22 protein-coding genes and 1 tRNA gene are annotated in these 22,941 nt (G+C 64.9%); 16 read left to right on the top strand and 7 right to left on the bottom strand.

Annotated elements, in window-relative coordinates; all coding sequences use genetic code 11:
* The first annotated feature begins 158 nt into the window (after window positions 1-158).
* From rpe to ASS64_RS07885, 9 genes are all read left to right on the top strand, one after another.
* Window positions 159-821, top strand: coding sequence for a ribulose-phosphate 3-epimerase (rpe, locus tag ASS64_RS07850; RefSeq protein WP_067692325.1), 663 nt, complete (start codon window positions 159-161; stop codon window positions 819-821).
* Window positions 818-2,677 carry a heparinase II/III family protein gene (locus tag ASS64_RS07855; RefSeq protein ID WP_067692329.1) on the top strand — a complete coding sequence of 620 codons (1,860 nt, stop codon included), beginning with the start codon at window positions 818-820 and terminating at the stop codon, window positions 2,675-2,677. Before rpe ends, ASS64_RS07855 begins: the two co-directional genes overlap by 4 nt.
* 5 nt (window positions 2,678-2,682) lie before the next feature.
* Window positions 2,683-4,269, top strand: coding sequence for a bifunctional phosphoribosylaminoimidazolecarboxamide formyltransferase/IMP cyclohydrolase (purH, locus tag ASS64_RS07860; protein WP_067693089.1), 1,587 nt, complete (start codon window positions 2,683-2,685; stop codon window positions 4,267-4,269).
* Between the two features lie 109 nt (window positions 4,270-4,378).
* Window positions 4,379-4,510: a hypothetical protein gene (locus ASS64_RS17050; protein ID WP_255356022.1), complete on the top strand. Its 132-nt coding sequence runs from the start codon at window positions 4,379-4,381 to the stop codon at window positions 4,508-4,510.
* A complete protein-coding gene (gene msrA, locus ASS64_RS07865) occupies window positions 4,510-5,190 on the top strand; it encodes a peptide-methionine (S)-S-oxide reductase MsrA (RefSeq protein ID WP_067693091.1) in 681 nt (226 codons plus the stop codon). The genes ASS64_RS17050 and msrA overlap by 1 nt, the downstream gene beginning before the upstream one ends.
* Before the next feature lie 39 nt (window positions 5,191-5,229).
* Complete coding sequence (locus ASS64_RS07870) at window positions 5,230-5,697, top strand: Fur family transcriptional regulator (RefSeq protein WP_067692332.1); 468 nt, start codon at window positions 5,230-5,232, stop codon at window positions 5,695-5,697.
* A 75-nt stretch (window positions 5,698-5,772) separates the two neighbouring features.
* Window positions 5,773-7,695, top strand: a complete 1,923-nt coding sequence (gene dxs, locus ASS64_RS07875) for a 1-deoxy-D-xylulose-5-phosphate synthase (protein WP_067692335.1) — start codon at window positions 5,773-5,775, stop codon at window positions 7,693-7,695.
* Between the two features lie 23 nt (window positions 7,696-7,718).
* On the top strand, window positions 7,719-8,516 hold the full coding sequence (locus ASS64_RS07880) for an alpha/beta hydrolase (protein WP_067692338.1): 798 nt from the start codon (window positions 7,719-7,721) through the stop codon (window positions 8,514-8,516).
* Entirely contained in the window at window positions 8,513-9,310 is a 798-nt protein-coding gene (locus ASS64_RS07885; protein ID WP_067692341.1) for a crotonase/enoyl-CoA hydratase family protein, read from the top strand. Before ASS64_RS07880 ends, ASS64_RS07885 begins: the two co-directional genes overlap by 4 nt.
* Before the next feature lie 31 nt (window positions 9,311-9,341).
* Here ASS64_RS07885 and ASS64_RS07890 read toward each other — a convergent pair whose 3' ends face one another.
* From ASS64_RS07890 to ASS64_RS07910, 5 genes are all read right to left on the bottom strand, one after another.
* Window positions 9,342-10,019 (bottom strand): NnrU family protein, encoded by a 678-nt coding sequence (locus tag ASS64_RS07890; RefSeq protein ID WP_067692344.1) that lies wholly within the window; start codon window positions 10,017-10,019, stop codon window positions 9,342-9,344.
* 77 nt (window positions 10,020-10,096) lie between these two features.
* Complete coding sequence (locus tag ASS64_RS07895) at window positions 10,097-10,588, bottom strand: FKBP-type peptidyl-prolyl cis-trans isomerase (protein ID WP_067693096.1); 492 nt, start codon at window positions 10,586-10,588, stop codon at window positions 10,097-10,099.
* A 29-nt stretch (window positions 10,589-10,617) separates the two neighbouring features.
* Complete coding sequence (locus tag ASS64_RS07900) at window positions 10,618-12,003, bottom strand: amidohydrolase family protein (protein ID WP_067692347.1); 1,386 nt, start codon at window positions 12,001-12,003, stop codon at window positions 10,618-10,620.
* The gene (locus ASS64_RS07905; protein WP_067692350.1) at window positions 12,000-13,382 is read right to left on the bottom strand and encodes an amidohydrolase; all 1,383 of its coding nucleotides are present in this window, start codon (window positions 13,380-13,382) and stop codon (window positions 12,000-12,002) included. Before ASS64_RS07905 ends, ASS64_RS07900 begins: the two co-directional genes overlap by 4 nt.
* 104 nt (window positions 13,383-13,486) lie before the next feature.
* Window positions 13,487-15,145 (bottom strand): peptide MFS transporter, encoded by a 1,659-nt coding sequence (locus ASS64_RS07910; RefSeq protein WP_083508239.1) that lies wholly within the window; start codon window positions 15,143-15,145, stop codon window positions 13,487-13,489.
* A 210-nt stretch (window positions 15,146-15,355) separates the two neighbouring features.
* Here ASS64_RS07910 and ASS64_RS07915 point away from each other — a divergent pair, with 210 nt between their 5' ends.
* The 7 genes from ASS64_RS07915 to ASS64_RS07945 all read left to right on the top strand — a co-directional run bounded on the left by ASS64_RS07915 (window position 15,356) and on the right by ASS64_RS07945 (window position 20,906).
* Window positions 15,356-15,697 carry a GntR family transcriptional regulator gene (locus ASS64_RS07915; RefSeq protein ID WP_067693104.1) on the top strand — a complete coding sequence of 114 codons (342 nt, stop codon included), beginning with the start codon at window positions 15,356-15,358 and terminating at the stop codon, window positions 15,695-15,697.
* Between the two features lie 150 nt (window positions 15,698-15,847).
* A complete protein-coding gene (locus ASS64_RS07920) occupies window positions 15,848-16,129 on the top strand; it encodes an integration host factor subunit beta (RefSeq protein WP_067692353.1) in 282 nt (93 codons plus the stop codon).
* A 70-nt stretch (window positions 16,130-16,199) separates the two neighbouring features.
* Window positions 16,200-16,285: transfer RNA gene (locus ASS64_RS07925), tRNA-Leu, on the top strand.
* Window positions 16,286-16,436: 151 nt separating this feature from the next.
* The gene (locus ASS64_RS07930; protein ID WP_067692356.1) at window positions 16,437-17,069 is read left to right on the top strand and encodes a PilZ domain-containing protein; all 633 of its coding nucleotides are present in this window, start codon (window positions 16,437-16,439) and stop codon (window positions 17,067-17,069) included.
* A gap of 85 nt (window positions 17,070-17,154) precedes the next feature.
* On the top strand, window positions 17,155-18,726 hold the full coding sequence (locus ASS64_RS07935; RefSeq protein ID WP_067692359.1) for an NAD(P)/FAD-dependent oxidoreductase: 1,572 nt from the start codon (window positions 17,155-17,157) through the stop codon (window positions 18,724-18,726).
* A gap of 13 nt (window positions 18,727-18,739) precedes the next feature.
* Window positions 18,740-19,159 (top strand): GtrA family protein, encoded by a 420-nt coding sequence (locus ASS64_RS07940; RefSeq protein ID WP_067692362.1) that lies wholly within the window; start codon window positions 18,740-18,742, stop codon window positions 19,157-19,159.
* Between the two features lies 1 nt (window position 19,160).
* Window positions 19,161-20,906, top strand: coding sequence for a hypothetical protein (locus ASS64_RS07945; RefSeq protein WP_067692365.1), 1,746 nt, complete (start codon window positions 19,161-19,163; stop codon window positions 20,904-20,906).
* On the opposite strand, the gene msrB is transcribed toward ASS64_RS07945, so the two are convergent.
* Window positions 20,903-21,400: a peptide-methionine (R)-S-oxide reductase MsrB gene (gene msrB / locus ASS64_RS07950; protein ID WP_067692368.1), complete on the bottom strand. Its 498-nt coding sequence runs from the start codon at window positions 21,398-21,400 to the stop codon at window positions 20,903-20,905. The genes ASS64_RS07945 and msrB overlap by 4 nt on opposite strands.
* Before the next feature lie 83 nt (window positions 21,401-21,483).
* The gene (locus tag ASS64_RS07955) at window positions 21,484-22,824 is read right to left on the bottom strand and encodes a cytochrome P450 (RefSeq protein WP_067692371.1); all 1,341 of its coding nucleotides are present in this window, start codon (window positions 22,822-22,824) and stop codon (window positions 21,484-21,486) included.
* Window positions 22,825-22,941: the final 117 nt, after the last annotated feature.

Consider the following 22,941-nt stretch of genomic DNA (forward strand, 5'->3'; position numbering starts at 1 on the left):
CCTGCGCATCAATCAAACAGGCTGTTGTTCTTAGGGGCCCGGCCGGCCCGCTCGCGCATGCTCCATGTGGAAAAGGCCCCGCGCATCGCTTGTTAACCCTCCTTTCGCGCGCGTAGGGCTGGCCGAGGCTCACCCGCGATCCAAGGTCTCAGCCCCGCATGACCATCCCGATGATATCTCCCTCCATCCTGTCCGCCGATTTCGCCGCGCTGGGCGAAGAGGTGCGCGCGATCGACGATGCCGGGGCGGACTGGATCCATGTCGATGTGATGGACGGCCACTACGTGCCCAATATCACCATCGGCCCGGCGGTGGTGAAGGCGCTGCGCCCGCATACCGAAAAGCCCTTCGACGTCCATTTGATGATCGCGCCGGTCGATCCCTATCTGGAGGCTTTCGCCGAGGCCGGTGCGGACATCATCACGGTCCACCCCGAGGCGGGGCCGCATATTCATCGCACGCTGCAGGCGATCGCGAATCTCGGCAAGAAAGCGGGCGTTGTGCTCAATCCCGGAACGTCGGTAGAGGCGCTCGACTATATCCTGGAAGATGCCGATCTCGTACTGGTGATGAGCGTCAATCCCGGCTTCGGCGGGCAGAGCTTCATCCATTCGCAGCTCAAGAAGATCGAAGCGATCCGCAAGCGCATCGATGCGCTGGGCAAGCCGATCCATCTCGAGGTCGATGGCGGCGTCAATGCCGAAACCGCACGGCTGTGCGTCGATGCGGGAGCGGATGTGCTGGTCGCGGGCTCGGCCACTTTCAAGGGCGGGCCAGGGCGGTACGCGGCGAATATCGCCGCGTTGAAAGGGCAGAAGTGAGCCACGGCGCGCGCACCCTCCTGCGCGCGGAAGGCGGCGCTCGCGAGGACGAGGCCGCGCCCGCTCTGCCGCTGAAGGGCATGGATGAGCCGCTGGTGGACAAGGAGCCGCCATTGCCCGAAGCGCTTCCGCTGGAGCCCGCCCGCGCGCTGGCGCTCGCGGATTTTCAGCCGCCGCGCGCGGGGGCCGTCGACAGCATGGTGCGCTGGGCCTACCGGCTGGGCGTGCCGGGATCGGTCCTCGCGGCGCCCCTGCGCAAGCCCGCCGCGCCGCGCCTGCTGGCGACAGTCGCCAGCCCGCTCGGAGGTGAACGCGTAGCAGGCATGGCGCTGCGCGCCGGACAATTCCTCGTCCATGGCCTCAAGCTGCCGGTCGACAGGATCGAACTTGCAAGCAATGCCCCGCTGACCGCGCCGGTCCAGCGCATGGTGCACGGCTTCACCTGGCTGCGCGATCTCGGCGCCTGTGCCCCGCGCGAGGAATGTGCCGCAATCGGCGAGACGCTGCTGGCGCGCTGGCTGAAGGCCAATCCAGTCCCGGCCAAAGGTCCGGCCTGGAGTGTCGAGTACGCGGGTCTGCGGTTGCTCGGCTGGCTGGTCCATGCGCCGCTGCTTCTGGGCGGCGATGCCAGGCTGCGCGGCCAAGCACTGGAAGCGATGGAGGCCACCGCGCGCTATCTCGACCGACAGGTCGCCCGCGCCGAGGATCGATTGGGCCAGGTCGCCGGCTGGTGCGCAATTGTCGCGGCCGGCCTGTTGCTGCCCGATGGTCGTCCGCGTCGCCTGTTCGGAGAAGCGGGTCTGCTTCGCGCATTGGGCGAATTGGTGAGCGAGGATGGCGGCGTGCTCTCGCGAAGCCCGCTTGCACAAATGGAAGCGATCGCGCTGCTGGTCGATCTGCGCGCCTGCTACGAGGCGGTCGATCGCGATCCGCCGCCCGCGCTCGAGACCATGCTCGGCCTGCTCGTGCCGCCGCTGCTGGCGCTGCGGATGGGCGATCGCGGGCTCGGTAGCTGGCAGGGAGCTGGCGCGACCTCTGCCGCGCGGGTCGACGCGCTGATCGCGGCAAGCGGGATCCGCGCGCGCCCGAGCAAGGAATGCAGGCACTGGGGCTACCAGCGGATCGATGCTGGCAAGGCGGTACTGGTGCTCGATGCCGCGCCCCCGCCTCGCGCGCGGCATGCGCGCCACGGCTGCGCCTCGACGCTCGCCTTCGAACTGTCGCATGGCGAACAGCGGATCATCGTCAACTGCGGCGGCGGCGAGCTGGCGGGCGGGATGGTCCCCGTGCGCATCGAGCAGGGGCTGCGCGGCACGGCGGCGCATTCAACGCTGGTGCTCGATGATGCCAATTCGACCGCAGTTTTGATCAAGGGCCAGATCGGCAAGGGTGTCGAGGAAGTCGATATCGCGCGCACCACGGTCAAGCAGAAGGGCCGCGACGCGGCGCGGCTTGAAGCCTCGCACAATGGCTATGCCGCGCGATACGGCCTGATCCACCGCCGCACGCTGCTGCTGGGGGCGGATGGCACCGGCCTGTCGGGCGAAGAATTGCTCGAACCATCCGGGCGGCAGGGCAAGCGGGGCAAGATCGCCTTCGCGATCCGCTTCCACCTCGGTTACGGGATCGAGGCGGGCCTGTCGGACGACAAGCGCGGTGCCGGGTTGGCGCTGCCCGACGGAAGCTACTGGCAATTCCGGCTCGGAGGCGATAGCGGCGAGGCGCATATCGCAATCGAGGACAGCCTCTGGGTCGACGGGCAGGGCCGCCCGCGCGCAACCAAGCAGCTGGTCGTCGAAGGACTGACATCGCGCAGCGGGGGTCGCTTCCCCTGGCTGCTCAAACGCATGGGATGAAATTCATGACCGACGTGGCGATCAAGCGGGCACTGCTTTCGGTGTCCGACAAGACCGGCTTGGTGGATCTGGGCAAGGCGCTGGCCGCGAAGGGTGTGGAGCTGGTGTCGACTGGCGGCACCGCCAAGGCGCTGCGCGAGGCGGGTCTCGAGGTGAAGGACGTCTCCGACCTTACCGGCTTCCCCGAGATGATGGACGGCCGTGTGAAGACGCTCCACCCGATGGTCCATGGCGGGCTGCTCGCCGTGCGCGACAATCCCGATCATGCCGCCGCGATGGACGAACATGCGATCGGCGCGATCGATCTGGTAGTGGTCAATCTTTATCCGTTCGAGGCGACCTTCATGCGCGGCGCGGAGCGCGACGAGATTATCGAGAACATCGATATCGGCGGTCCTTCGATGGTCCGGAGCGCGGCAAAGAACCACCAGTTCGTCACCATCGTCACCGATCCTGCGGATTACGAAACGCTCATGGGTGAACTCGAAGCCTCGGGCTCGACGTCGCTCGACTTCCGCCGCAAATGCGCGGCGAAGGCCTTCGCCGCGACCGCCGCTTACGATTCGATGATCAGCCAGTGGTTCGCCTTCGCCGACCAGCAGCAGCTGTTTCCCGATTTCCTCGCGGTCAACGGCCAGGCGCCGGTCGAACTTCGCTATGGCGAGAACCCGCATCAGAAGGCTGCGCTCTACACACCCTCCGGCCCGCATGCGCAGGGCATCGCGCAGGCCGAACAGCTCCAGGGCAAGGAACTCAGCTACAACAATTACAACGATGCCGATGCCGCGCTCGAACTGTGCGCCGAATTCAGGGGTGGCAGTCCGGCGGTGGTCATCGTCAAGCACGCGAACCCGTGCGGCGTGGCGCAGGCTTCGACCCTGCTAGAGGCCTGGAACGAGGCGCTCGCCTGTGACAGCGTCTCGGCCTTCGGCGGGATCGTCGCCGTGAATACCGAGCTTGACGGCGAAACCGCACGCGCGATCTGCGGAATCTTTACCGAAGTCGTCATCGCGCCTTCGGTCAGCGACGAGGCGCGTGAGGCCTTCGCGAAGAAGAAGAACCTGCGTCTGCTGGTGACCGGCGACCTGCCCGATCCTCGGCGCGGCGGGCTTGCGGTCAAGCCGATCACCGGCGGCCTGCTTGTGCAGACCCGCGACAATGGCGCGATCACCGAGGCCGAGCTCAAGGTCGTCACCCAGCGTGAGCCTACCGAACAGGAACTGAAGGACTGCCTGTTCGCCTGGACCGTCGCGCGCCACGTCAAGTCGAACGCCATCGTCTATGCCAAGGACGGTGCGACCGCGGGTATCGGCGCGGGTCAGATGAACCGCCGCGATTCCTCGCGCATCGCCGCAATGAAGGCTGCCGAGGCGGCCGAGAAATACGGTTGGGCGGAGAGCCGCACCGTGGGCAGCGCGGTGGCATCCGACGCCTTCTTCCCCTTCGCCGACGGCCTGCTGGCCGCCGCGGAAGCAGGCGCCACCGCGATCATCCAGCCGGGCGGATCGATCCGCGACGAGGAAGTGATTGCCGCGGCGGACGAGAGGGGCCTCGCAATGGTCTTTACCGGGATGCGCCACTTCCGCCACTGAGACACCGTTGAAGGCGGCTCATCGCCTGAACCGATCACAACCATTCGATTAAGCACGTCGCAATGGCAGCGTGTGTAACCACGTCGGCAAGGCTGACGAAAGACCCATCATGACCCTCTTCACTCCCGACCTCTATCGCAATTTCGGCATCGGATTCGGTGCTGGAGCTATCGCCATCCTTCTGACCAATGGCGGCGACATTCTGGCCGCCGTCCCGCAGCTCATCGCCTCGATCTTGTGATGCGGCTGCCCGCCGCTCTGGCTGCCGCAGCGCTCGCGCTCGGTGTGTCCGCCTGCCAGCAGCCGGCGATCGCGGCCGAGAAGGCGGTCGCAGCGCCAGCGGCAAAGCGCGTGGCCGACGAAGGCGCAGGCCTCAAGACCGCGATTTTCGCAGGCGGCTGTTTCTGGGGCGTCGAGGGCGTTTTCAGCCATGTAAGGGGCGTGAAGAGCGCTGTTTCGGGCTATCATGGCGGCACGAGGCGGCAGGCCGATTACAAGCTTGTTTCCTCGGGCGTTACCGACCATGCCGAGGCGGTGAAGGTGGTCTACGATCCCGCAGTCATCCGCTACGATCAGTTGCTGCGCATCTTCTTCTCGGTGGTCGCCGATCCGACCCAGCTCAATCGTCAAGGCCCCGACGTCGGCGCGCATTACCGCAGCGCGCTGGTGCCGCAGTCGCGCGAACAGGCGGCGGTCGCGGCGGCCTATCTGCAGCAATTGCGCGCCGCCAAACTTTGGTCGAAGCCGATCGTCACAAGGATCGAGAAGGCGCGGACGTTCTATCCGGCCGAGACCTACCATCAGGATTTCATGCTCAAGAACCCGCGGCACGGCTATATCGTGCGCTGGGATGCGCCCAAGGTGAAGGCGCTGAAGGCGATGTATCCGGGCGTCTATTCGGCGGACTTCCAGCCGGGCTAGCGCTTGCGCGCGAGGGCGTGGCATCCTACCTCTTACCGCATGGCCACACACGCACATGCGCATACCGAACATGAAGGCGACGACCTGATCCGGGCGGCGCGCGCCACGCTGACCGACAGCGGCGAGCAGTGGACCGGCATGCGCCAGTCGGTGTTCGAGGAACTCGCCCAGCACGACAAGCCTGCCAGCGCCTACGATATCGCCGACAATCTCTCGCGCTCGCGAGGCAAGCGCGTCGCGCCCAACAGCGTCTATCGCATCCTCGACCTGTTCGTGCGCACCAACCTCGCCAACCGGATCGAAAGCGCGAACGCCTATCTGGTCAATACGCATCCGGGCTGCCGACACGACTGCATTTTCCTGATCTGCGACGATTGCGGAACGGCCACGCATATCGATGACGAGCGCGTCACGGGCGCACTGCGCGAAGCGGGCAGGGACGCCGGCTTCATCGATGTCCGCCCAGTGGTCGAATTGCGTGGCTTGTGCGACGATTGCGCTCGCTGAGCAGCGCCGAAGCGTTCTTTTCAATAGATAAAGCGTTCATCGACAGTTGCGATTTACGGGTGTAGAGATTCTCTCATGACTAGTCGCCCGAAGACGCCGTTGCTCGATACGGTCAATACTCCCGAAGACCTGCGCAAGCTGAAGCAGGACCAGCTTCGCCAGCTTTCCGACGAACTGCGCGCCGAGATGATCGATGCGGTCGGCACCACCGGCGGCCATCTCGGCTCCGGACTGGGCGTGGTCGAGCTGACTGCGGCGATCCATTATGTTTTCGACACGCCGACCGACAAGCTCGTGTGGGACGTGGGCCACCAGTGCTATCCGCACAAGATCCTCACCGGCCGTCGCGACCGGATTCGCACGTTGCGCCAAGGCGGCGGATTGTCGGGCTTCACCAAGCGCGCAGAAAGCGAATACGATCCCTTCGGCGCGGCGCACAGCTCGACCTCGATCTCGGCCGCGCTGGGCTTTGCCATGGCCAACAAGATGCAGGGCCGTGCGGGTCGCGGCATCGCGGTCATCGGCGACGGCGCGATGAGCGCGGGCATGGCCTATGAGGCGATGAACAACGCCGAACAGGCAGGCAATCGCCTGATCGTCATCCTCAACGACAACGACATGTCGATCGCGCCCCCGGTGGGCGGTCTGTCGGCCTATCTCGCGCGCACCGTCTCGAGCAGCGAATATCTCGGCCTCCGCAGCCTTGCCTCGCGCCTCTCGAAAAAGCTCAGCCGCAAGGTACACTCGGGCCTCGAAAAGGCCGAGGAATATGCCCGCGGCATGGTTACGGGCGGCACTCTTTTCGAGGAGCTTGGCTTCTATTACGTCGGCCCGATCGACGGTCACAATCTCGACCATCTCATTCCGGTGCTCGAAAATGTCCGCGATAGCGAACAGGGCCCGGTGCTGATCCATGTGGTGACCAAAAAGGGCAAGGGTTACGCCCCGGCCGAAAACAGCGCGGACAAATATCACGGCGTCGCCAAGTTCGATGTCGTCACCGGCGAACAGAAGAAATCGTCCGGCGGGCCCCCCGCCTATCAGAACGTCTTCGGCGAGACGCTGGCCAGGCTGGCGAACGACGATCCGCGCATTTGCGCCATTACCGCGGCCATGCCGAGCGGGACGGGTGTCGACAAATTCGCCAAGGCGCATCCCGACAAGGCCTTCGATGTCGGCATCGCCGAACAGCACGGCGTGACCTTTGCCGCGGGCCTCGCGGCGGAGGGCATGCGGCCCTTCGCGGCGATCTATTCTACCTTCCTCCAGCGCGCCTACGATCAGGTGGTGCACGATGTGGCGATCCAGAACCTGCCCGTGCGCTTCGCCATCGACCGTGCCGGGCTGGTCGGCGCGGACGGCTGCACGCATGCAGGCGCCTTCGACATTACCTATCTCTCGACGCTCCCCAATTTCGTGGTCATGGCCGCCGCCGACGAGGCGGAGCTGGCGCATATGACCTATACGGCGGCCGAACATGACGATGGCCCGATCGCCTTTCGCTATCCGCGCGGCGCGGGCACGGGCGTCGTGATCCCGGAGACGCTCGAGAAGCTTGAGATAGGCAAGGGCCGGATCGTACGTGAGGGGTCCAAGGTCGCGATCCTGTCGCTCGGCGCGCGCCTCGAAGAGGCGAAGAAGGCCGCCGACCAGCTCGAGGCCAAGGGCCTGTCGACCACGGTTGCCGACCTGCGCTTCGCCAAGCCGCTCGACACCGAATTGATCGAAAAGCTGATGCGCAGCCACGAAGTCGTGGTGACCATCGAGGAAGGCGCGGTGGGCGGCCTCGGTGCGCATGTGTTGACCTTCGCCAGCGATAGCGGGCTTACCGACGGCGGGTTGAAGGTGCGAACCATGCGCCTGCCCGACATGTTCCAGGACCAGGACGCGCCCGCCAAGCAGTATGACGAGGCCGGCCTCAACGCGCCGCATATCGTCGACACCGTGCTGGGCGCGCTGCGGCACAATTCCGCGGGCGTCGAAGAGGCGCGGGCCTGATCGGCAAACGGCTGGCGCGCTTCGTGACAACCGCGCTGGCAACATTCGCGGTCGCTTATCTCGCGCTTGTGGCCGTGCTCTATCTGGCGCAGGGTTCGCTCATCTATCCCGCTCCGCGTGGGATTTTGCCCATTACCGGCGGCTTCGAGGAAATTTCCTACACCACCGCTGACGGCCTCGACCTGAAGGCCGGATATCGCGCCGCGCGGCCGGGCTTCCCGACGATCGTCTATTTCCACGGCAATGGCGCAGACTGGGTCTCCAGCGTCGTGGCGACCGACCGGCTGGTGCCCGAAGGCTATGGCGTGCTGGCAGCGGAGTACCGCGGTTATCGAGGCAATCCCGGTTCGCCGAGCGAAGAAGGGCTCTATCGGGACGGCAGGGCGGCAATCGCGTTCCTGGCCGAGCGCGGCATCGACCCGGGAAACCTCGTGCTGATCGGCAACTCGATCGGATCGGGCGTCGCGGTCCAGATGGCGGGCGAGATCGCTCCTGCGGCGCTCGTGCTGATTTCGCCCTTCGCGAGCCTGTCGCAGCTTGCGGCGGAGAAGTTCCGCTGGCTCCCGACCGGACTGCTCCTGCGCGACCGATACGAAAACATGCAGAAGATCGGCGAGATCGGGGCTCCGACCCTGATCCTTCACGGTGATGCGGACAGCGTGGTTCCGCATATCCATGCCGAGCGACTGCTCGCCGCGAATCCCGATGCGTATCTGCGCATATTTTCGGGTTACGGTCACGATCTCGCATGGCATGACGCCGCCGAAGAGGCCGTGATTGCGTTTCTGGCCCAGCAAACCGAAGAGGACCATCGCGAATGAGCCTGCTCACGATCGAAACTGCCGACCACGTCACCACGCTGACGCTCAACCGGCCCGAGACGATGAACCCGCTGGGGGCGAAGGGCGACGGCGATGTCTTCGCGGCGGCCTGCGATGCAATCAATGCCGACATGGACGTGCGCTGCGTGATCCTGACCGGCGCCGGGCGCGCCTTCAGCGCCGGCGGCGACATCAAGGCGATGAAGGAGCGGACGGGCACATTCGGCGGCACCGCGCCGGAGATTTCGGACGGCTATCGCAACAACATCCACAAGGTTCTGCGCGCGCTCTACGGCTTGCGCGTGCCGCTTATCGCAGCGGTGAACGGTCCGGCGATCGGGCTGGGCTGCGACCTTGCATGCCTCGCCGACATGCGTATCGCGAGTGATCGGGCGAAGTTCGGTGTGACCTTTCTCAAGCTGGGCATAATCCCGGGGGATGGCGGAACCTGGATCCTCCCGCGCATCATCGGCGAGGCGCGCGCGGCGGAGCTGTTCTATACCGGCGATGTGATCGATGCGCCGACCGCGCTCGACTGGGGCCTTGTCAGCCGCATCGTCGAGGGCGAGGCGCTGATGGACGAGGCCCGCGCCTTGGCCGCGAAGGTCGCGGCAATGCCGCCGCATGCGCTGCGCCAGGCGAAAAATCTGATGCGGCAGGGGCGCTCGGTCTCCTACGACACGGCACTGGAAATGGCGGCCAATACGCAGGCACTGATGCATCTGACCGGCGATCACATGGAAGGGATCGACGCGCTGCTCGAGAAACGCGCGGCGGTGTTCAAGGGCGCATGACGCACGATGTCGCCGCGCGGCCAGCGGGCGGCTAGCCCAGCCAGCGAAACACGCCTGCCGGAATTCCCGCCGCGCTCACGTGCCAGTAGCTGATGCCGATCCAGGCCGCGATCGCGATGGCCCACAGAAGCAGACCGGCCCCGAAGATTTTCCCCCAACGCGGCCAGTAGCTGGTCTTCGCTTCCCACTCTTTCCACGCAGCGCCCATCAGCGCTTCCTTCTTGCGGTCCTGCATATGGGCGCCGACCAGCGCGAGCACGAGGATCGCACCGGCAACGATCATGGTGCGCCAGCTCCACAGCAGCAGGATGTGCGAGAGGGCCCAGAGCGCGAAACCCCACATCATCGGGTGGCGGGTAACCGCGAAAACTCCCCTCGGCCTCTGCATAGCGAGCTTTTCGGCGCCGGGGGCCGGCAGCGCGGGATTGCCCTTCAACGAACCGAGAAACAACACCAGCGCGGGCAGGGTGAGGACGGTGGCGACGATCCAGCCAACTTCGCCGCTGGTGGCGAGCCCCCCGGCAGGCGCCGCGACGAAGGCGAAATACATCCACGCCATGCAACCCGCCGCGATCAGGCTGTAGACCGCCATGAAGCCGGTCGCACCGAGAATGCCGACGAGCGGTGCGCGCAGCGGGTGCGAGAGCGCGAAATGTGTGCCGACGAAGGCGATCGAGGCGGCCAGCAACGAAATCAGAGCGTCATCCATGACCCACTCCCATGTTTACAGCGTCAACATGGATAGCAGAATGTGACCGCAACGCAAGCGGTGCTGCTTCGCCTGGGTTAGTCGGAGCGTTCGATATCGAGCAGCTGGACCTTGAACAGCAGCGTGGCCCCGCCCGGGATCGGGCCCTTTCCGGCCGGGCCATAGGCCAGGTCTGCGGGCGCGGCGATTTCGATCGTATCGCCCACCCCCATCTCGGGGATCGCCATCTGCCAGGCCTTGATCAACCGCCCAAGCGGAAAGGTGGCGGGTTCGCCCCGGTCGAAGGACGAATCGAAGGTCTCGCCATCGATGAAGGTCCCGGCATAGTGCACCGTCACCCTGTCCTCGACGCTGGGGCTTTCCTCGCTGCCGGCGTATTCGACATAACGCCATTTGAGCCCGCCGGGCATCGTGCGCCAGCCATCCTCCCGGCCAAGTCCGGCCAGATAGGCCTGCTGCGCATTCATCCAGGCGATGTCCTGCGATCGGTCGACCTGATCCTGCGCCGAAAGCGTCGCGAATCCGACCGCGGCGGCAGCCGCGCCAAGCGCGAGCAAGGTGGTACGCATGTCCTTCATGTCCTCGTCCGGGGTGCGCCTTACCAGTCGTAGGCCTTGGGCAGGTCGCTCGTATCGAGGTCGAGATAGCGATCCCTCAGGCGGCTCTGGTGGTTCTCCAGCGGCTGCTCGACGCCGTCGATGAACACCTTCAGCGGCATCGATCCGACCTCGAGTGGGTCGTCGTCCCATATCACGAGATCCCCCAGCGCACCGGGAGCAAGCAAGCCGGCGCGGCCGTCCATGCCGCTGATTGCCGCCGGTACCGAACTGATCGCGGCGAAAGCCTGGCCCCAGCTCAGCCCGTCGGCACCCGGCACGCGGGTGAGCGCGACCAGATTGCCGGCATATTGGTTGAGATTGCGCGGATTTTCCATCGCCGCAGCGTTGATGGCGACCCGTACGCCAGCCTTGACCATCCGCCCGATATTGCTTTGCGTCGAACCCAGCTCCTCGAAATTCTGCGGCAGATCGTCGAGCCCGTCGGCGATTACGGGCACTCCGGCGGCGGCGATCTCGCTGGCGACCAGCCATCCCTCGCTCGCTCCGACAAGGACGAGATCCAGATCGGGGAATTCGCCCTTCAACGCCAGCGTGCTGCGAATGTCCGAAGCGCGTTCGACATAGACGTAGAGCGGCTGCTCCCCGCGCACGACCGGCACGAGTGCCGCCGCATCGAAGCGAGTCAGCAATACATCGTCGGAGCGCTGCGTGTCGCGACCGGCAAGGCGCGGATCGAGCGGAACGTCGTCGCCCGTGCGAATGTCGCGACGCGTGCTCGTTCCCGGAATGCGGGCTTGCGTGCCGAGCGTGCTCGCCTCGCGCAGCGCGTTGCGGAACAGCGCATGTGTCGCCGCGCGGCTGCCACCGGCGAGCCGGGCGCCATATTCGTCCAGCGCAACGACCTGAAAGGCCCGTGGGCGGGTGACGGCGTTCGGATCGGCACCAAGGTCGATGACCGCACCCTGCCCGCCGAAGATCGAACTCGACGGCATGGTGACGGTGGTGGCGCGGGTAACCCCGGCTGCGCGATGGATCGAAACGTGCTGCGAGGCCGGATTGACGATCGGCGCGGCATCGAGCGCCGCGCTGAAGGGCGAATTGCCTGCGCGCGTATCGTTCGACTGGCTCACCGCGCCGACGTCCCACAGGCCGAGCGTCGTGACCGTGGCGAAAATTCCGGGAGTGACCCAAGCGCCGGTACCGTCGAGCACCGGGATCCCCGCGGGCACCGCGATGCCCCGGCCCGCAGCGACGACCTCACCGCCGCGCACGACCACGGTCGCGCCATCGATGGGCTCGGACCCGTCACCTGTGACCACGGTCGCATTGGTGATCGCGACGTCCTGCGCCGCGGCCGGGTTGGCGGTGGCCAGTGCCAGCAGGCTGGCGGTGCCGAGGGCGAGGGCGTTCAGCGCGCGCGTCATTTCACGTCTCCTTCACCCGGCTGGCCGAGCTCAAAATCGCTCACCGGCCGCCGCTTGCGGTCCATCGCATCGAACAGCAGCGCGCCGTCGATCCAGACCTTCTCGGGCCGCGAATAGACGCTCAGCGGGTCGCCGTTCCACAATACCACGTCGGCCATCTTGCCGGGTTCGAGGCTGCCGGTCATCGCATCGATACCCATGGCCCTGGCGGGGTTCAGCGTGATCCAGCCGATGACCTCGGCATCGGGAATGTCTATTCCCACGCGGCGGCCTGCAGCCTGCGCCTTGGCAGCTTCCTGGTTGAGGCGCTGGATGCCGTTGGCATCGTCGGAGTGGATGACGACGCAGGCGCCTTCGCGCTGGAGAAAAGCGGCATTTTCGAGGATGCCGTCATAGGCTTCCATCTTGAAACCGTACCAGTCGGCCCAGATCGCGCTGCACACGTCGTTTTCGCGCAGCAAATCACCGATTTTATAGGCTTCGACCGCGTGATGGAAGGCGGTGACCTCGTAGCCCATCTCCTTGGCCATATCCATGACCAGGGCCATTTCATCGGCGCGGTAGCAGTGGTTGTGGACGAGGATTTCGCCGTCGAGCACGCCTTTCAGCGTTTCCTTGCCGAGATCGCGCTTGTCGCCGTCATAGGCCTGCGCATCGAGCCACATCTGGCGATTGACTGCGAAATTGCCCATGCGGGTCGAAGGCATCCGGCCCTTGCCGCCATAGACGCGCTTGGGGTTTTCGCCGCAGGCCATCTTCATGCCGTAGGGCGCGCCGGGGAATTTCATCCCCTGCACCGTACGCGCGGCGACGTTCTTGAGCGTCACCGAACGCCCGCCCGTGAGGTTGGCCGAGCCGGGCAGGATCTGCAGCGCGGTCACGCCGCCATTCGCCAATGCGCGGGTGAAGCCGGGGTCCTGAGGCCAGACCGAATGTTCGGCCCAGACCTCGGGCGTCATCGGGTCGGTCATCTCGTTGCCGTCTGCATGAGCATCCACACTCGGGGTAGGGTAATCGCCGAGGTGCGAATGGATGTCGATAATGCCGGGAGTGACGAACTTGCCGCTGGCGTCGATCCGGTCATAACCCTCGGTCGAGAGCGCCGCATCGCCCACCGCGACCACTTCGCCGTCGCGGAACAGCACCGTGCCGTTGTCGATCCGCCCGCCCTTGCCGTCGTAGACGGTTGCGCCGACCAGCGCGGTTGGGCGGCCGGGATAGCGGCGGTAGGTCGAGGCGAAGGGTTCTCGGCCATCCGCGCCGACCGGCGCGGTCCAGTCCCGCGTTGAAGCCGAGGCGACACCATCGCCCCCGTCAGCGGTGGAACATCCAGCCACTGCGAAGGCAGCGACACAGGCGAGCACAACGTGTTTTCTCATGGAACCCCCAATGCAGTCGGGCCGGAGCATCGCTGCCCCGGCCCGCCCGGTCAATCCAATTTGGTCGAAGGAGATCGCCGTTCGGACGATTCTCCCGATCGCGATCAGGCGCGGATGGTCGGGTGCATGCCGCCTTCCTGCGCTTCCAGGCCCGCTTCGGACTGGCCCTCGAGGTCGTGGTCGAGATTGTCGTCCCTGATCGTGTCGAGATGCATGAGCTTCTTGATCAGCGGGCTGATGACCATCACGCCCACGCCGATCGCAACGGCATACCAGCCGACGGTCGAGTAGACGTCGAGCACGACCTGCTTGCCCGCTTCCTCGCCGACGCCTTCCGCGCCGGTAGCGGCGGCGATCAGGCCGGCGGCGAAGTTACCCGTGGCCGAAGCGAAGAACCAGGTGCCCATGATGAGCGAGGCCATATGCGCCGGGCTCAGGCGGTTCATCGCCGACAGGCCGACGGGCGAGAGGCACAGCTCGCCAGTGGTGTGCAGCAGGTAGATGAGGAAGATGAAGATCACCGGAGTCGGCACGCTGATGCCGACGCTTTCCGAGCCCCACACGAGCACGAGGAAGCCGAGGCCCACCTGGATTACGGCGAGGCCGAACTTCATCGGCGTGCTAGGTTCCGCACCCTTGCGGGCAAGGCCCTGCCACAGCATCGCGAACAGCGGGGCGAGCAGCACGATGTAGATCGCGTTGATCGACTGGAACATCGAAGCGTTGACGCCCTGCGTGTCGACATGGCGATCGGTGAACAGGTTGAGGCTGGAGCCCGCCTGTTCGAACAGCGCCCAGAAGACGATCGAGGTCAGGATCAGGAACATCGCCGCGAAAATCCGGTCACGCTCCTGGCTCGGCAGCTTGGTCACCGCGGTGAACAGGACGTAGAGCACGAGACCGCCGCCGAAGGCGCCGAGCACGTAGCCGACCAGTTCCTGATACTGGATCGCGGCCCAGCACAGCAGCACCATGGCGAGGCCCGCACCGTAAATGCCCCATTCCTTGGCGCCCCTGATCTTGGCGGGATCCTTTGGCTCGCCCTTGCCGAGCAGCAGCGGCTTGCCGAGCACGAAGAAGACGAGGCCGAGCAGCATGCCGAAGCCGGCGAGGCCGAAGCCGTATTCCCAACCATAGGTCTGGCCGAGATAACCGCAGATGATCGATGCGGTCGCCGCACCGACGTTAATGCCCATGTAGAAAATGGTGTAGGCCGGGTCGCGGCGCACATCGGTGCGCGAATAGAGCTGGCCGACGATCACCGAAATATTGGCCTTCAGGAAACCCGAGCCCACGATGATCAGCGCCAGCGCGAGCCAGAACACGTTAATCATCGGGTCGGCCTGTCCGCCCGATCCCTCGAATGCCATGAAGAAGTGGCCGAAGGTCAGCAGGATCGCGCCGAACAGCACCGCTTTGCGTTGCCCGATATACTGGTCGGCGAGATAGCCGCCCACGACCGGGGTGATGTAAACGAGAGCGGTATAGGCACCGTAGATGATCGAGGCTTCGCTGTCCGAGAACAGCCAGTGCTGCACGAGATAGAAGATCAGCAGCGCGCGCATGCCGTAATAGGAAAAGCGCTCCCACATTTCGGCCATGAACAGGAGGAACAGGCCCTTGGGGTGCCCGATCACCTCTTCCTGCGGGCGCGTGATGAGCACCACGCCGCCGATGAGAAATGCTGCCAGTGCGACCACTGCAACCCTGAATGTCCACATTTCGAACGCAGAGTCGAATGTGAAGAACATGCCTTCGACCATATTGTACCGGTTTCCCTTGATTCCTGTGCGGAGCCACGCTGCTCGCGCCGGCCCTCCCCGAAGAAGCGCGCACACTAGCGGGTTCGCGCCTCATGTGAAGCATTAGTTACACACGTGACCGGCTTGCGCGCATCTGAACGAGGCTCTTCGGGAGCCTTGCGCGCCGCGCTGTATTATGGCACTGATGCAGTCTGTCTCGGGGAAATTGTCATGAGCAACCAGTCCAAGCCGGTTTATCTCAAGCTGCGCGACATGATCGCGGCCGCGATCATCGACGGGCGCTATCCCGAAGGCGAGATGCTCCCTTCGGTGCGCGCATTGGCTGCCGAACAGGGCGCAAACCCGTTGACCGTGGCCAAAGCCTACCAGCAGTTCCAGAACGACGGTCTGGTCGAGGTGCAGCGCGGGGTCGGAATGTATGTCGTCAGCGGCGCAGCCGATCGCCTGCGCCGTTCCGAACGCGAGGCGTTCCTGCGCGAGGAATGGCCTGAAATCCGCGCGCGGATGGACCGCCTGGGGGTCTCTGCGCACGAATTGCTCGCCGACGCATAGCGCGATGGCGTAAATTTACAATTGTGAGCTTGCGGGCGGTTGCGGCTTCTGCCACAGTCATCGCGTTGGAATCGGACGCAAAAGCGTAATTCCGGCAGGGGCGCATCGTGGAAACGACTTAATGCGGCCGCACCGGCCGGGAGACGCCAAATGATCCGATCCGAACTTCTTGCTGCCCTCGCACAGGACAATCCCGAGCTGCGGGCCGAGGAAGTCGAGCAGGTGGTGGACATTTTCTTCGAGGAAATAGCCCAGCGTTTGACCGAGGGCGGGCGCGTAGAATTGCGCGGTTTCGGTGCCTTTTCCACCCGCGAGCGCGAGGCGCGAAAGGGGCGCAATCCGCGCACCGGCGAAACCGTCGACGTGCCGGCCAAGCGCGTGCCCTATTTCAAGCCGGGCAAGGATATCCGCAAGCGCCTCAACGAGGGTTGAGCTTATCCATACCAACGCCAGATCGGCGATTGCCCACCCGCCGGGCAGCGACTAGGGCTGCGCGGTGCAGGCGGGTGTGGCGGAATGGTAGACGCCGGGGACTTAAAATCCCCTGATCTTGCGATCGTGTGGGTTCGAGTCCCACCACCCGCACCAGCCGCGCCGCGGCGGTGTCGCGCAAAAACCCGATCCTGCTTACCTAGGCATTAACCCCTAGCTGCCTATTAGCGTAAACCAAACAGAGTATGGTGCACGGTCAGTGTGCCAGTCATTGTAAGGCTGCGCTTGTTTGGGACACGAAGGGGCTATGGATTACAGCACCGGAGTAGACAGGAATGACAACGACGCCGGTGGCGATGTCGAGCAGCGCGGCGCCCCGCGCTTCACCTCGCTCATTCGTTCGGCGAAGCTGGTCTGCGGCCAGGGCGAATTCGTCTGTGTCATTCGCGACGTCTCGGCAACCGGTGTATCCGTGCGCACGTTCCATCCGCTGCCGACCGACACCGCGGTCGCTCTGGAATTGCAGAACGGGGAGACCTACGAACTCGAGCTGGTGCGCGGCGAGGGCTGCGAGGCCAGCTATCGCTTTGCCCGCCCGGTCGAGGTCGAACGCCTGATCCACGAGAACTGGAAGTTCCCCAAACGCGCATTGCGGCTCAACATCATGCTTCCGCTGACGGTATCGACCTTGTCCGGCAAGGCCAGGGCCTTCACGCTCAATATATCCCAGCAGGGCGCGCGGATCGAATGCGACGATGTCTTCGCGATCGACCAGCGCGTGACGATCAGCTGCGAGCATCTGCCCGACATTCGTTGCAAGGTCCGTTGGCGCAAGGACGCCAATTACGGCCTGGTATTCGAAGACACTTTCGCCCTGCGCGAATTCGCCATGATGGCCGCGAAGGTGCAATGCCCCTTCCTTCTTCAGGGCCAGATGTGATCCGGCCAGGCCAATCGGTCGCGCCCTTAACCTAGTCCTAACCATTATCCTTCACTCCCGGCGAGGTATCAACCGGGGGAACCTCATGGCCTGCGCATCTCAGGAACTTGCAGTCGACGTTGCTGTCATCGGCGCGGGGCCCGCGGGGCTGACCGCGGCATATCTGCTGACGAAGCAGGGCAAGTCGGTCGCCATCATCGAAAAGGATGCGAGCTATGTCGGGGGAATCAGCCGCACGGTCGCGCACGAAGGCTATCGCTTCGATATCGGCGGGCACCGCTTTTTCTCGAAGAGCCAGCAGGTCGTCGATTTGTGGAACGAGATCCTCGGAGAGGACGATTTCATCCAGCGGCCGCGGATGAGCCGCATCTATTACGAAGGCAAGTTCTACAGCTATCCGCTGCGCGCCTTCGAAGCGCTCGCCAATCTGGGCCTGCTTCGCTCGATCGCCTGCATGCTCAGCTATCTGCGCTACAGGCTGTTTCCCAAGAAGGACGTGGAGAGCTTCGAGGACTGGACCACCAATCAGTTCGGTCACAAGCTCTATTCGATCTTCTTCAAGACCTATACCGAGAAGGTCTGGGGCATGCCCTGCGACGAGATGAGCGCCGACTGGGCGGCGCAGCGCATCAAGGGGCTGAGCCTGTGGAGCGCGGTGATCGACGGGCTCAAGCGCAGCCTCGGCCTCAACAAGACCCCCAATGACGGCATGGCGACCAAGACTCTGCTCGAAACCTTCCGTTATCCGAGGCTCGGACCGGGCATGATGTGGGAAGCCGCGCGAGACAAGGTGCTTGCGAGCGGCCACGGCCACCTCTTCATGGGGCACGGCCTGAAACAGCTTACCGCCGATGCGAGGGGGGGATGGCGCATGAGCGCGAGCGGTCCCGACGGCGATATCGTGGTCAGCGCCCGCCATGCGATCAGTTCCGCGCCCATGCGCGAGCTTGCCAAGCGGCTGCACCCGCTGCCGGAATCGGCGTTTCAGGCCAGCGAGCTCGGCTATCGCGACTTTCTTACCGTCGCCCTGATGGTGGAGGGCGAGGACCTGTTCCCCGACAACTGGATCTACATTCACGACAGCAAGGTGAAGGTCGGCCGTGTGCAGAACTTCCGCAGCTGGTCGCCCGAGATGGTCCCGGATGCGGACATGGCCTGCGTGGGCCTCGAGTATTTCTGCTTCGAGGGTGACGGCTTGTGGTCGATGGATGACGAGGATCTCGTCGCGCTGGCCACCGACGAGATGGAGGTGCTCGGCCTCGTCGACCGCAAGAAGATCAGATCGGGTGCCGTGGTCCGGCAGGAGAAGGCCTATCCGGTCTATGACGCGTCCTATGCCGCCAATGTCGATGCCCTGCGCCGTGAGTTGGAAAGCAAGCATCCGACGCTGCATCTGGTCGGGCGCAACGGCATGCACCGCTACAACAACCAGGACCACGCGATGATGACCGCGATGCTGACGGTCGAGAACATCCTTGCGGGCGAGCGCGTCTACGATACCTGGTGCGTCAACGAAGACGCCGAATATCACGAGGCTGGCGAAGAGGGCACGGATAAGGCGCTGCCCAGCCGCGAAGTCAGCGCCGACCAGGCCGCCGCTCTCGCATCGCTGCGCGAGGTGCCCGAACGGGTCGAGCCCGGACGCCGGGCGGCATAGGCGGCGCCGGGCCATGCGGATTATCCTCGCCCCCTTTCTGGATAGGCGCTTTCCGCGCTACCTGCTTGCGAGCGTCGGGGCTCTCGCCGTCGACATTGCCATATTCATGGCCCTTCTCGCCGCAGGAGTGGGTGCCGTACCCGCCGCGGCGACCGGCTATGCGCTCGGCATTCTCACGCATTGGTTCCTGTCCAGCCGCGCGGTCTTCATCGACAGCGTCGCCGCGAACGGGCGCCGCCGCAGCTGGCAGAAGGCGCTATTCGTCACATCGGCATTGCTGGGGCTCGCGATCACGACGTCGATCGTCGCGGTTGGCGAGGCGATCGGGATCGATCCGCGTCTTGCCAAGCTGGTTGCGGTCGGCGCCAGCTTTGTCGCAACGTGGCTGATGCGCAGGCACATCGTCTTTCGCGCCGCAACCGTTCCTGGCTGAAATGGCCGGCCGCCCCGTCGACCGGCGTGCGCTGGCGCTGCGTATCGCGCTTGCTTGGCTGCTGGTCGCGGGAATTTCGCTCATCGCCTCGTTCGATCAGCTGTCTTCCCAGTCCATCCGCGGCGACGATGCGCTGCGGCTGGTACAAGTGCGCGACCTGATTGCCGGCCAGGGCTGGTTCGATCTGCGCCAATACCGCATTTCGCCCCCGGAAGGGGTGCCGATGCACTGGTCGCGGCTGGTCGACCTTCCGATCCTCGCCGTGATCGCGTTGCTCGCTCCTGTCCTCGGGCAGGCGGGCGCGGAACTCGCCGCGCAAATCATAGTGCCGCTGGGCGTGCTCGCGCTGACCATGGCCGCCGTCGGCTGGAGCGCGGCGCGGCTGTTCGACCTGCGCACCGCCGGTTTCGCCGCGATCGCGGTCGGCCTCCTGCCGGCAGTCCTGAGCCAGATGCAGCCGGGGGTGCTCGATCATCACGGCTGGCAGGTCGCGATGGCCGCGCTGGCTGCAGCCGGCTTTGTCGCAGGGGCTGGTTGGAGAGGGCCGGTGCTGGCGGGTGCAGCCATGGCAGTGGGTACATCGATCTCGCTCGAAGTCATGACCATGGCGGCGGCCTTTGGCCTGGTGTTCGCCATGCGCTGGCTGGCCGATCGCCGATCTCGCGCGCAGCTGGCGCTCTACCTGGCGAGCTTCGCCAGCGGCTTGGCGCTGATCTTCCTGATCGCGCTGGGGCCAGCCAACTTTCTCCAGTATTGCGATGCGATAGGCCCGGCGCATTTGCTGCTCTTCGGCGTCATCGCCGCAGCCGTGCCGCTTGTCGTCCGGCTCGACCCCGCGCGCCCACTCTTCATAATGGCCCCGCTCGCGCTGGCCGGGGCGCTGGGTGTGGCAAGCTTCGCGGTGGCAGCACCGCAATGTCTCGCCAGCCCCTTTGGCACGCTCGCACCCGATGTGCGCACCTATTGGTACGCTCTCGTCATGGAGGGGCGACCGATCTGGGAGCAGAATTTCGCCCTGGCCGCGCCGGTTCTCGTGCAGCTGATCGTCGGGCTGGGCGCGGCCCTTTACCTCGCCCGCTCGCGGGGCGGGATCTGGCCGCTCTATGGGCTTCTCATCGTTCTGGCTCTCGGCTTCGGCATGCTGACCTGGCGCTCACTCGCCTTTGCCGGAGCGCTCGCCGCGCTTCCGCTTGGCTGGCTGATCGCTTCCGCTTTGGCGCGTGTCGAGCGTGAGAAAGCGGTTTGGGCGAAAAGCGCCATTCTCGGTGCGCTGGTGCTTGCCCTGATGCCTTCGCTGGTGTTCGACAGGCTGATACTCGCGGATCGGACCGGTCCGGGAGCCGGCGCTGCGCTTCCGGCTGGAGCGGACAATTGTTATGCACCCGAAAACTTTACGAAGATTTCGGAGCTGGCGCGTGGGACGATCGCGATGCCCTTCGACATGGGGCCGGCGATGCTGGCGCACACGCCGCATAGCGTCCTCGCCACCGGACATCACCGTGCGGAGCAGGCGATGGCCGATACGCTGGCGATATTTCGCTCCGATCCGGCCACGGCCTACGCGATCGTCGCGCGGCGCGAGGTGGATTACATCGCCCTGTGCAAAGGCATGTCCGACACGCAGGTCTATGCGCGCAGTGCCCCCGAGGGACTTGCGGCGAACCTGCTGAGGGATCGCGCCCCTGCATGGCTGATCCCCGTGCCGGGGCTCGATGAGGGCAATCTGCGAGTCTGGCGCGTCCGTTAGGCCGGACGGAAGTCCATCGCCGCGCCGTTGATGCAATGGCGCTTGCCGGTCGGTTTCGGGCCGTCGTTGAAGATGTGTCCGAGGTGTCCGCCGCAATCGGCGCAATGAACCTCGGTGCGCGGATAGCCGATCTTGAAATCGGTGCTGGTGCCCACCGCGCCCTTGTCGACCGGCTGCCAGAAGCTTGGCCAACCGGTTCCCGAATCATATTTGCTCCGCGAACTGTAGAGCGCATTGCCGCAGCCCGCGCAGACGAAGGTGCCGGCGCGGTTTTCGTCGTTTAGCGGCGAGGAATAGGGCCGCTCGGTGCCCGCTTCGCGCAGGATATGGAATTCCTGCTCGCTCAGTCGCTGGCGCCACTCGGCCTCGGACAGGCGGATCGGGAAATCCTTCGCCTCCGCCGCGCGCGAGCCGCAGGCCGTGAGCGCGACGAAGCTGGCGGAGGCACCGATCCAGCCGAGCAGGCGGCGGCGGTCGAGCGAAACATCGGTCATCAAGCGTGGGCCCATGGCGTGGAGCGATAATACCCCACGCCTGAACCTACGCTTGAAGGGACCGATTGGTTACGCGGCAAGGGTCAGAATTCGGTGACCTCGACCTCGAGCTTGCGGAAGCCGTGCACGAAATTCGCCCGCACCCGCTCGACTTCGCCCACGACGCGCACGCGCATGCGGCGCTTGTGCATTTCTTCGAGCAGCACGCGCAATTGCAGTTCGGCCAGCCGCGCACCGACGCAGCGGTGGATGCCGTAACCGAAGGCGATATGACGCCGGGCGTTCTCGCGCGTGATGTCGAGCTTGTCGGGGTTCTCGAACACTTCCTCGTCGCGATTGGCGGAGAGGTACCAGAGCACGACCTTGTCGCCCTTCTTGATCGTCTGGCCGAAAACCTCGGTATCCTCCACGCATGTGCGGCGCATATGCGCCAGTGGGGTTTGCATGCGCAGGATTTCCTGCACGGCGTTCGGAATCAGGTCGGGCTGCTGTTCGAACAGCTCGCGCTGATCGGGATTCTTGTCGAGCTGGTAGATGATCCCGCTCATCGAATTGCGGGTTGTGTCGTTGCCGCCCACGATCAGCAGGATCAGATTGCCCATGAATTCCTGCGGGCTCATCTGGTTCATCGCGTCCGAGTGGATCATCATCGAGATGAGATCGTCACCCGGCTCCTTGTCCTGCGTACGCTCGGCCCACAACGACTGGAAGTATGCCGCCATCTCGTGGAGGAAGCCCCAGCGCATCTCGTCGAGATCGCGGACGGTGGCGAGTTCGGTGTCGCCCGACCAGTCGGACCAGAAGGTCAGCAGGCGGCGGTCCTCCCAGGGAAAGCCGAACAGGATCGCGAGCATGCCGGTGGTGAGCTCGATCGAGACCTTGTCGACCCAGTCGAACTTCTCGCCGCGCGGCAGCGAATCGAGCAGTTCGCCGGTGCGCTGGCGAATCTCGCCTTCCATCTCGGCCATGCCGCTGGGCGTGAACTTGGGCGCGACGGTGCGCCGCTGCCCGGTGTGCTCCGGGCGGTCCATCGCGATGAACATCGGCAGTTCGCGCCGTTCCTCGATCCCCGCTTCGGCCAGCTCCTCTTCGGTCAGGCGGTTCAGGATGGTGATCCCGCCGTGTTCCCAGCTGGAGGAGAAAGTGTCGGGCAGCGCCTCGATATGCTGGATCGCCTTGTGGCCCACCACGGCCCAATAGGGGCCGTAGGGGCTATCGGGAATATAATGCAGCGGCCCTGCTTCGCGCATTTCGCGAAAGATCGGATGCCAGGTATTCTCGGCGTAGATGTCGCTGCGGCTGACGTCCCATTTGTGCGGATGGTCGAGCTTGTGCTCGGGATGCTCTTCGAAATGCTTCTTCAGCGCCTCGTAGGCGGTCGGCGAAGTGCGGCATTTGGGGCGTTCGATTGCAGCAGTGGCCATGTCTCTCTCCTCGCGGGAGCGAATCCGTCCGGTCGCTCTCTCCATATGCCGCCATCCTGCCCTAACTGACAGGCGTGTCAATAGTGCGTTTCAAATCGCTACCCAAATTGGTACGCG

The organism is Erythrobacter sp. AP23 (assembly GCF_001542855.1).
Lineage (GTDB): Bacteria > Pseudomonadota > Alphaproteobacteria > Sphingomonadales > Sphingomonadaceae > Qipengyuania.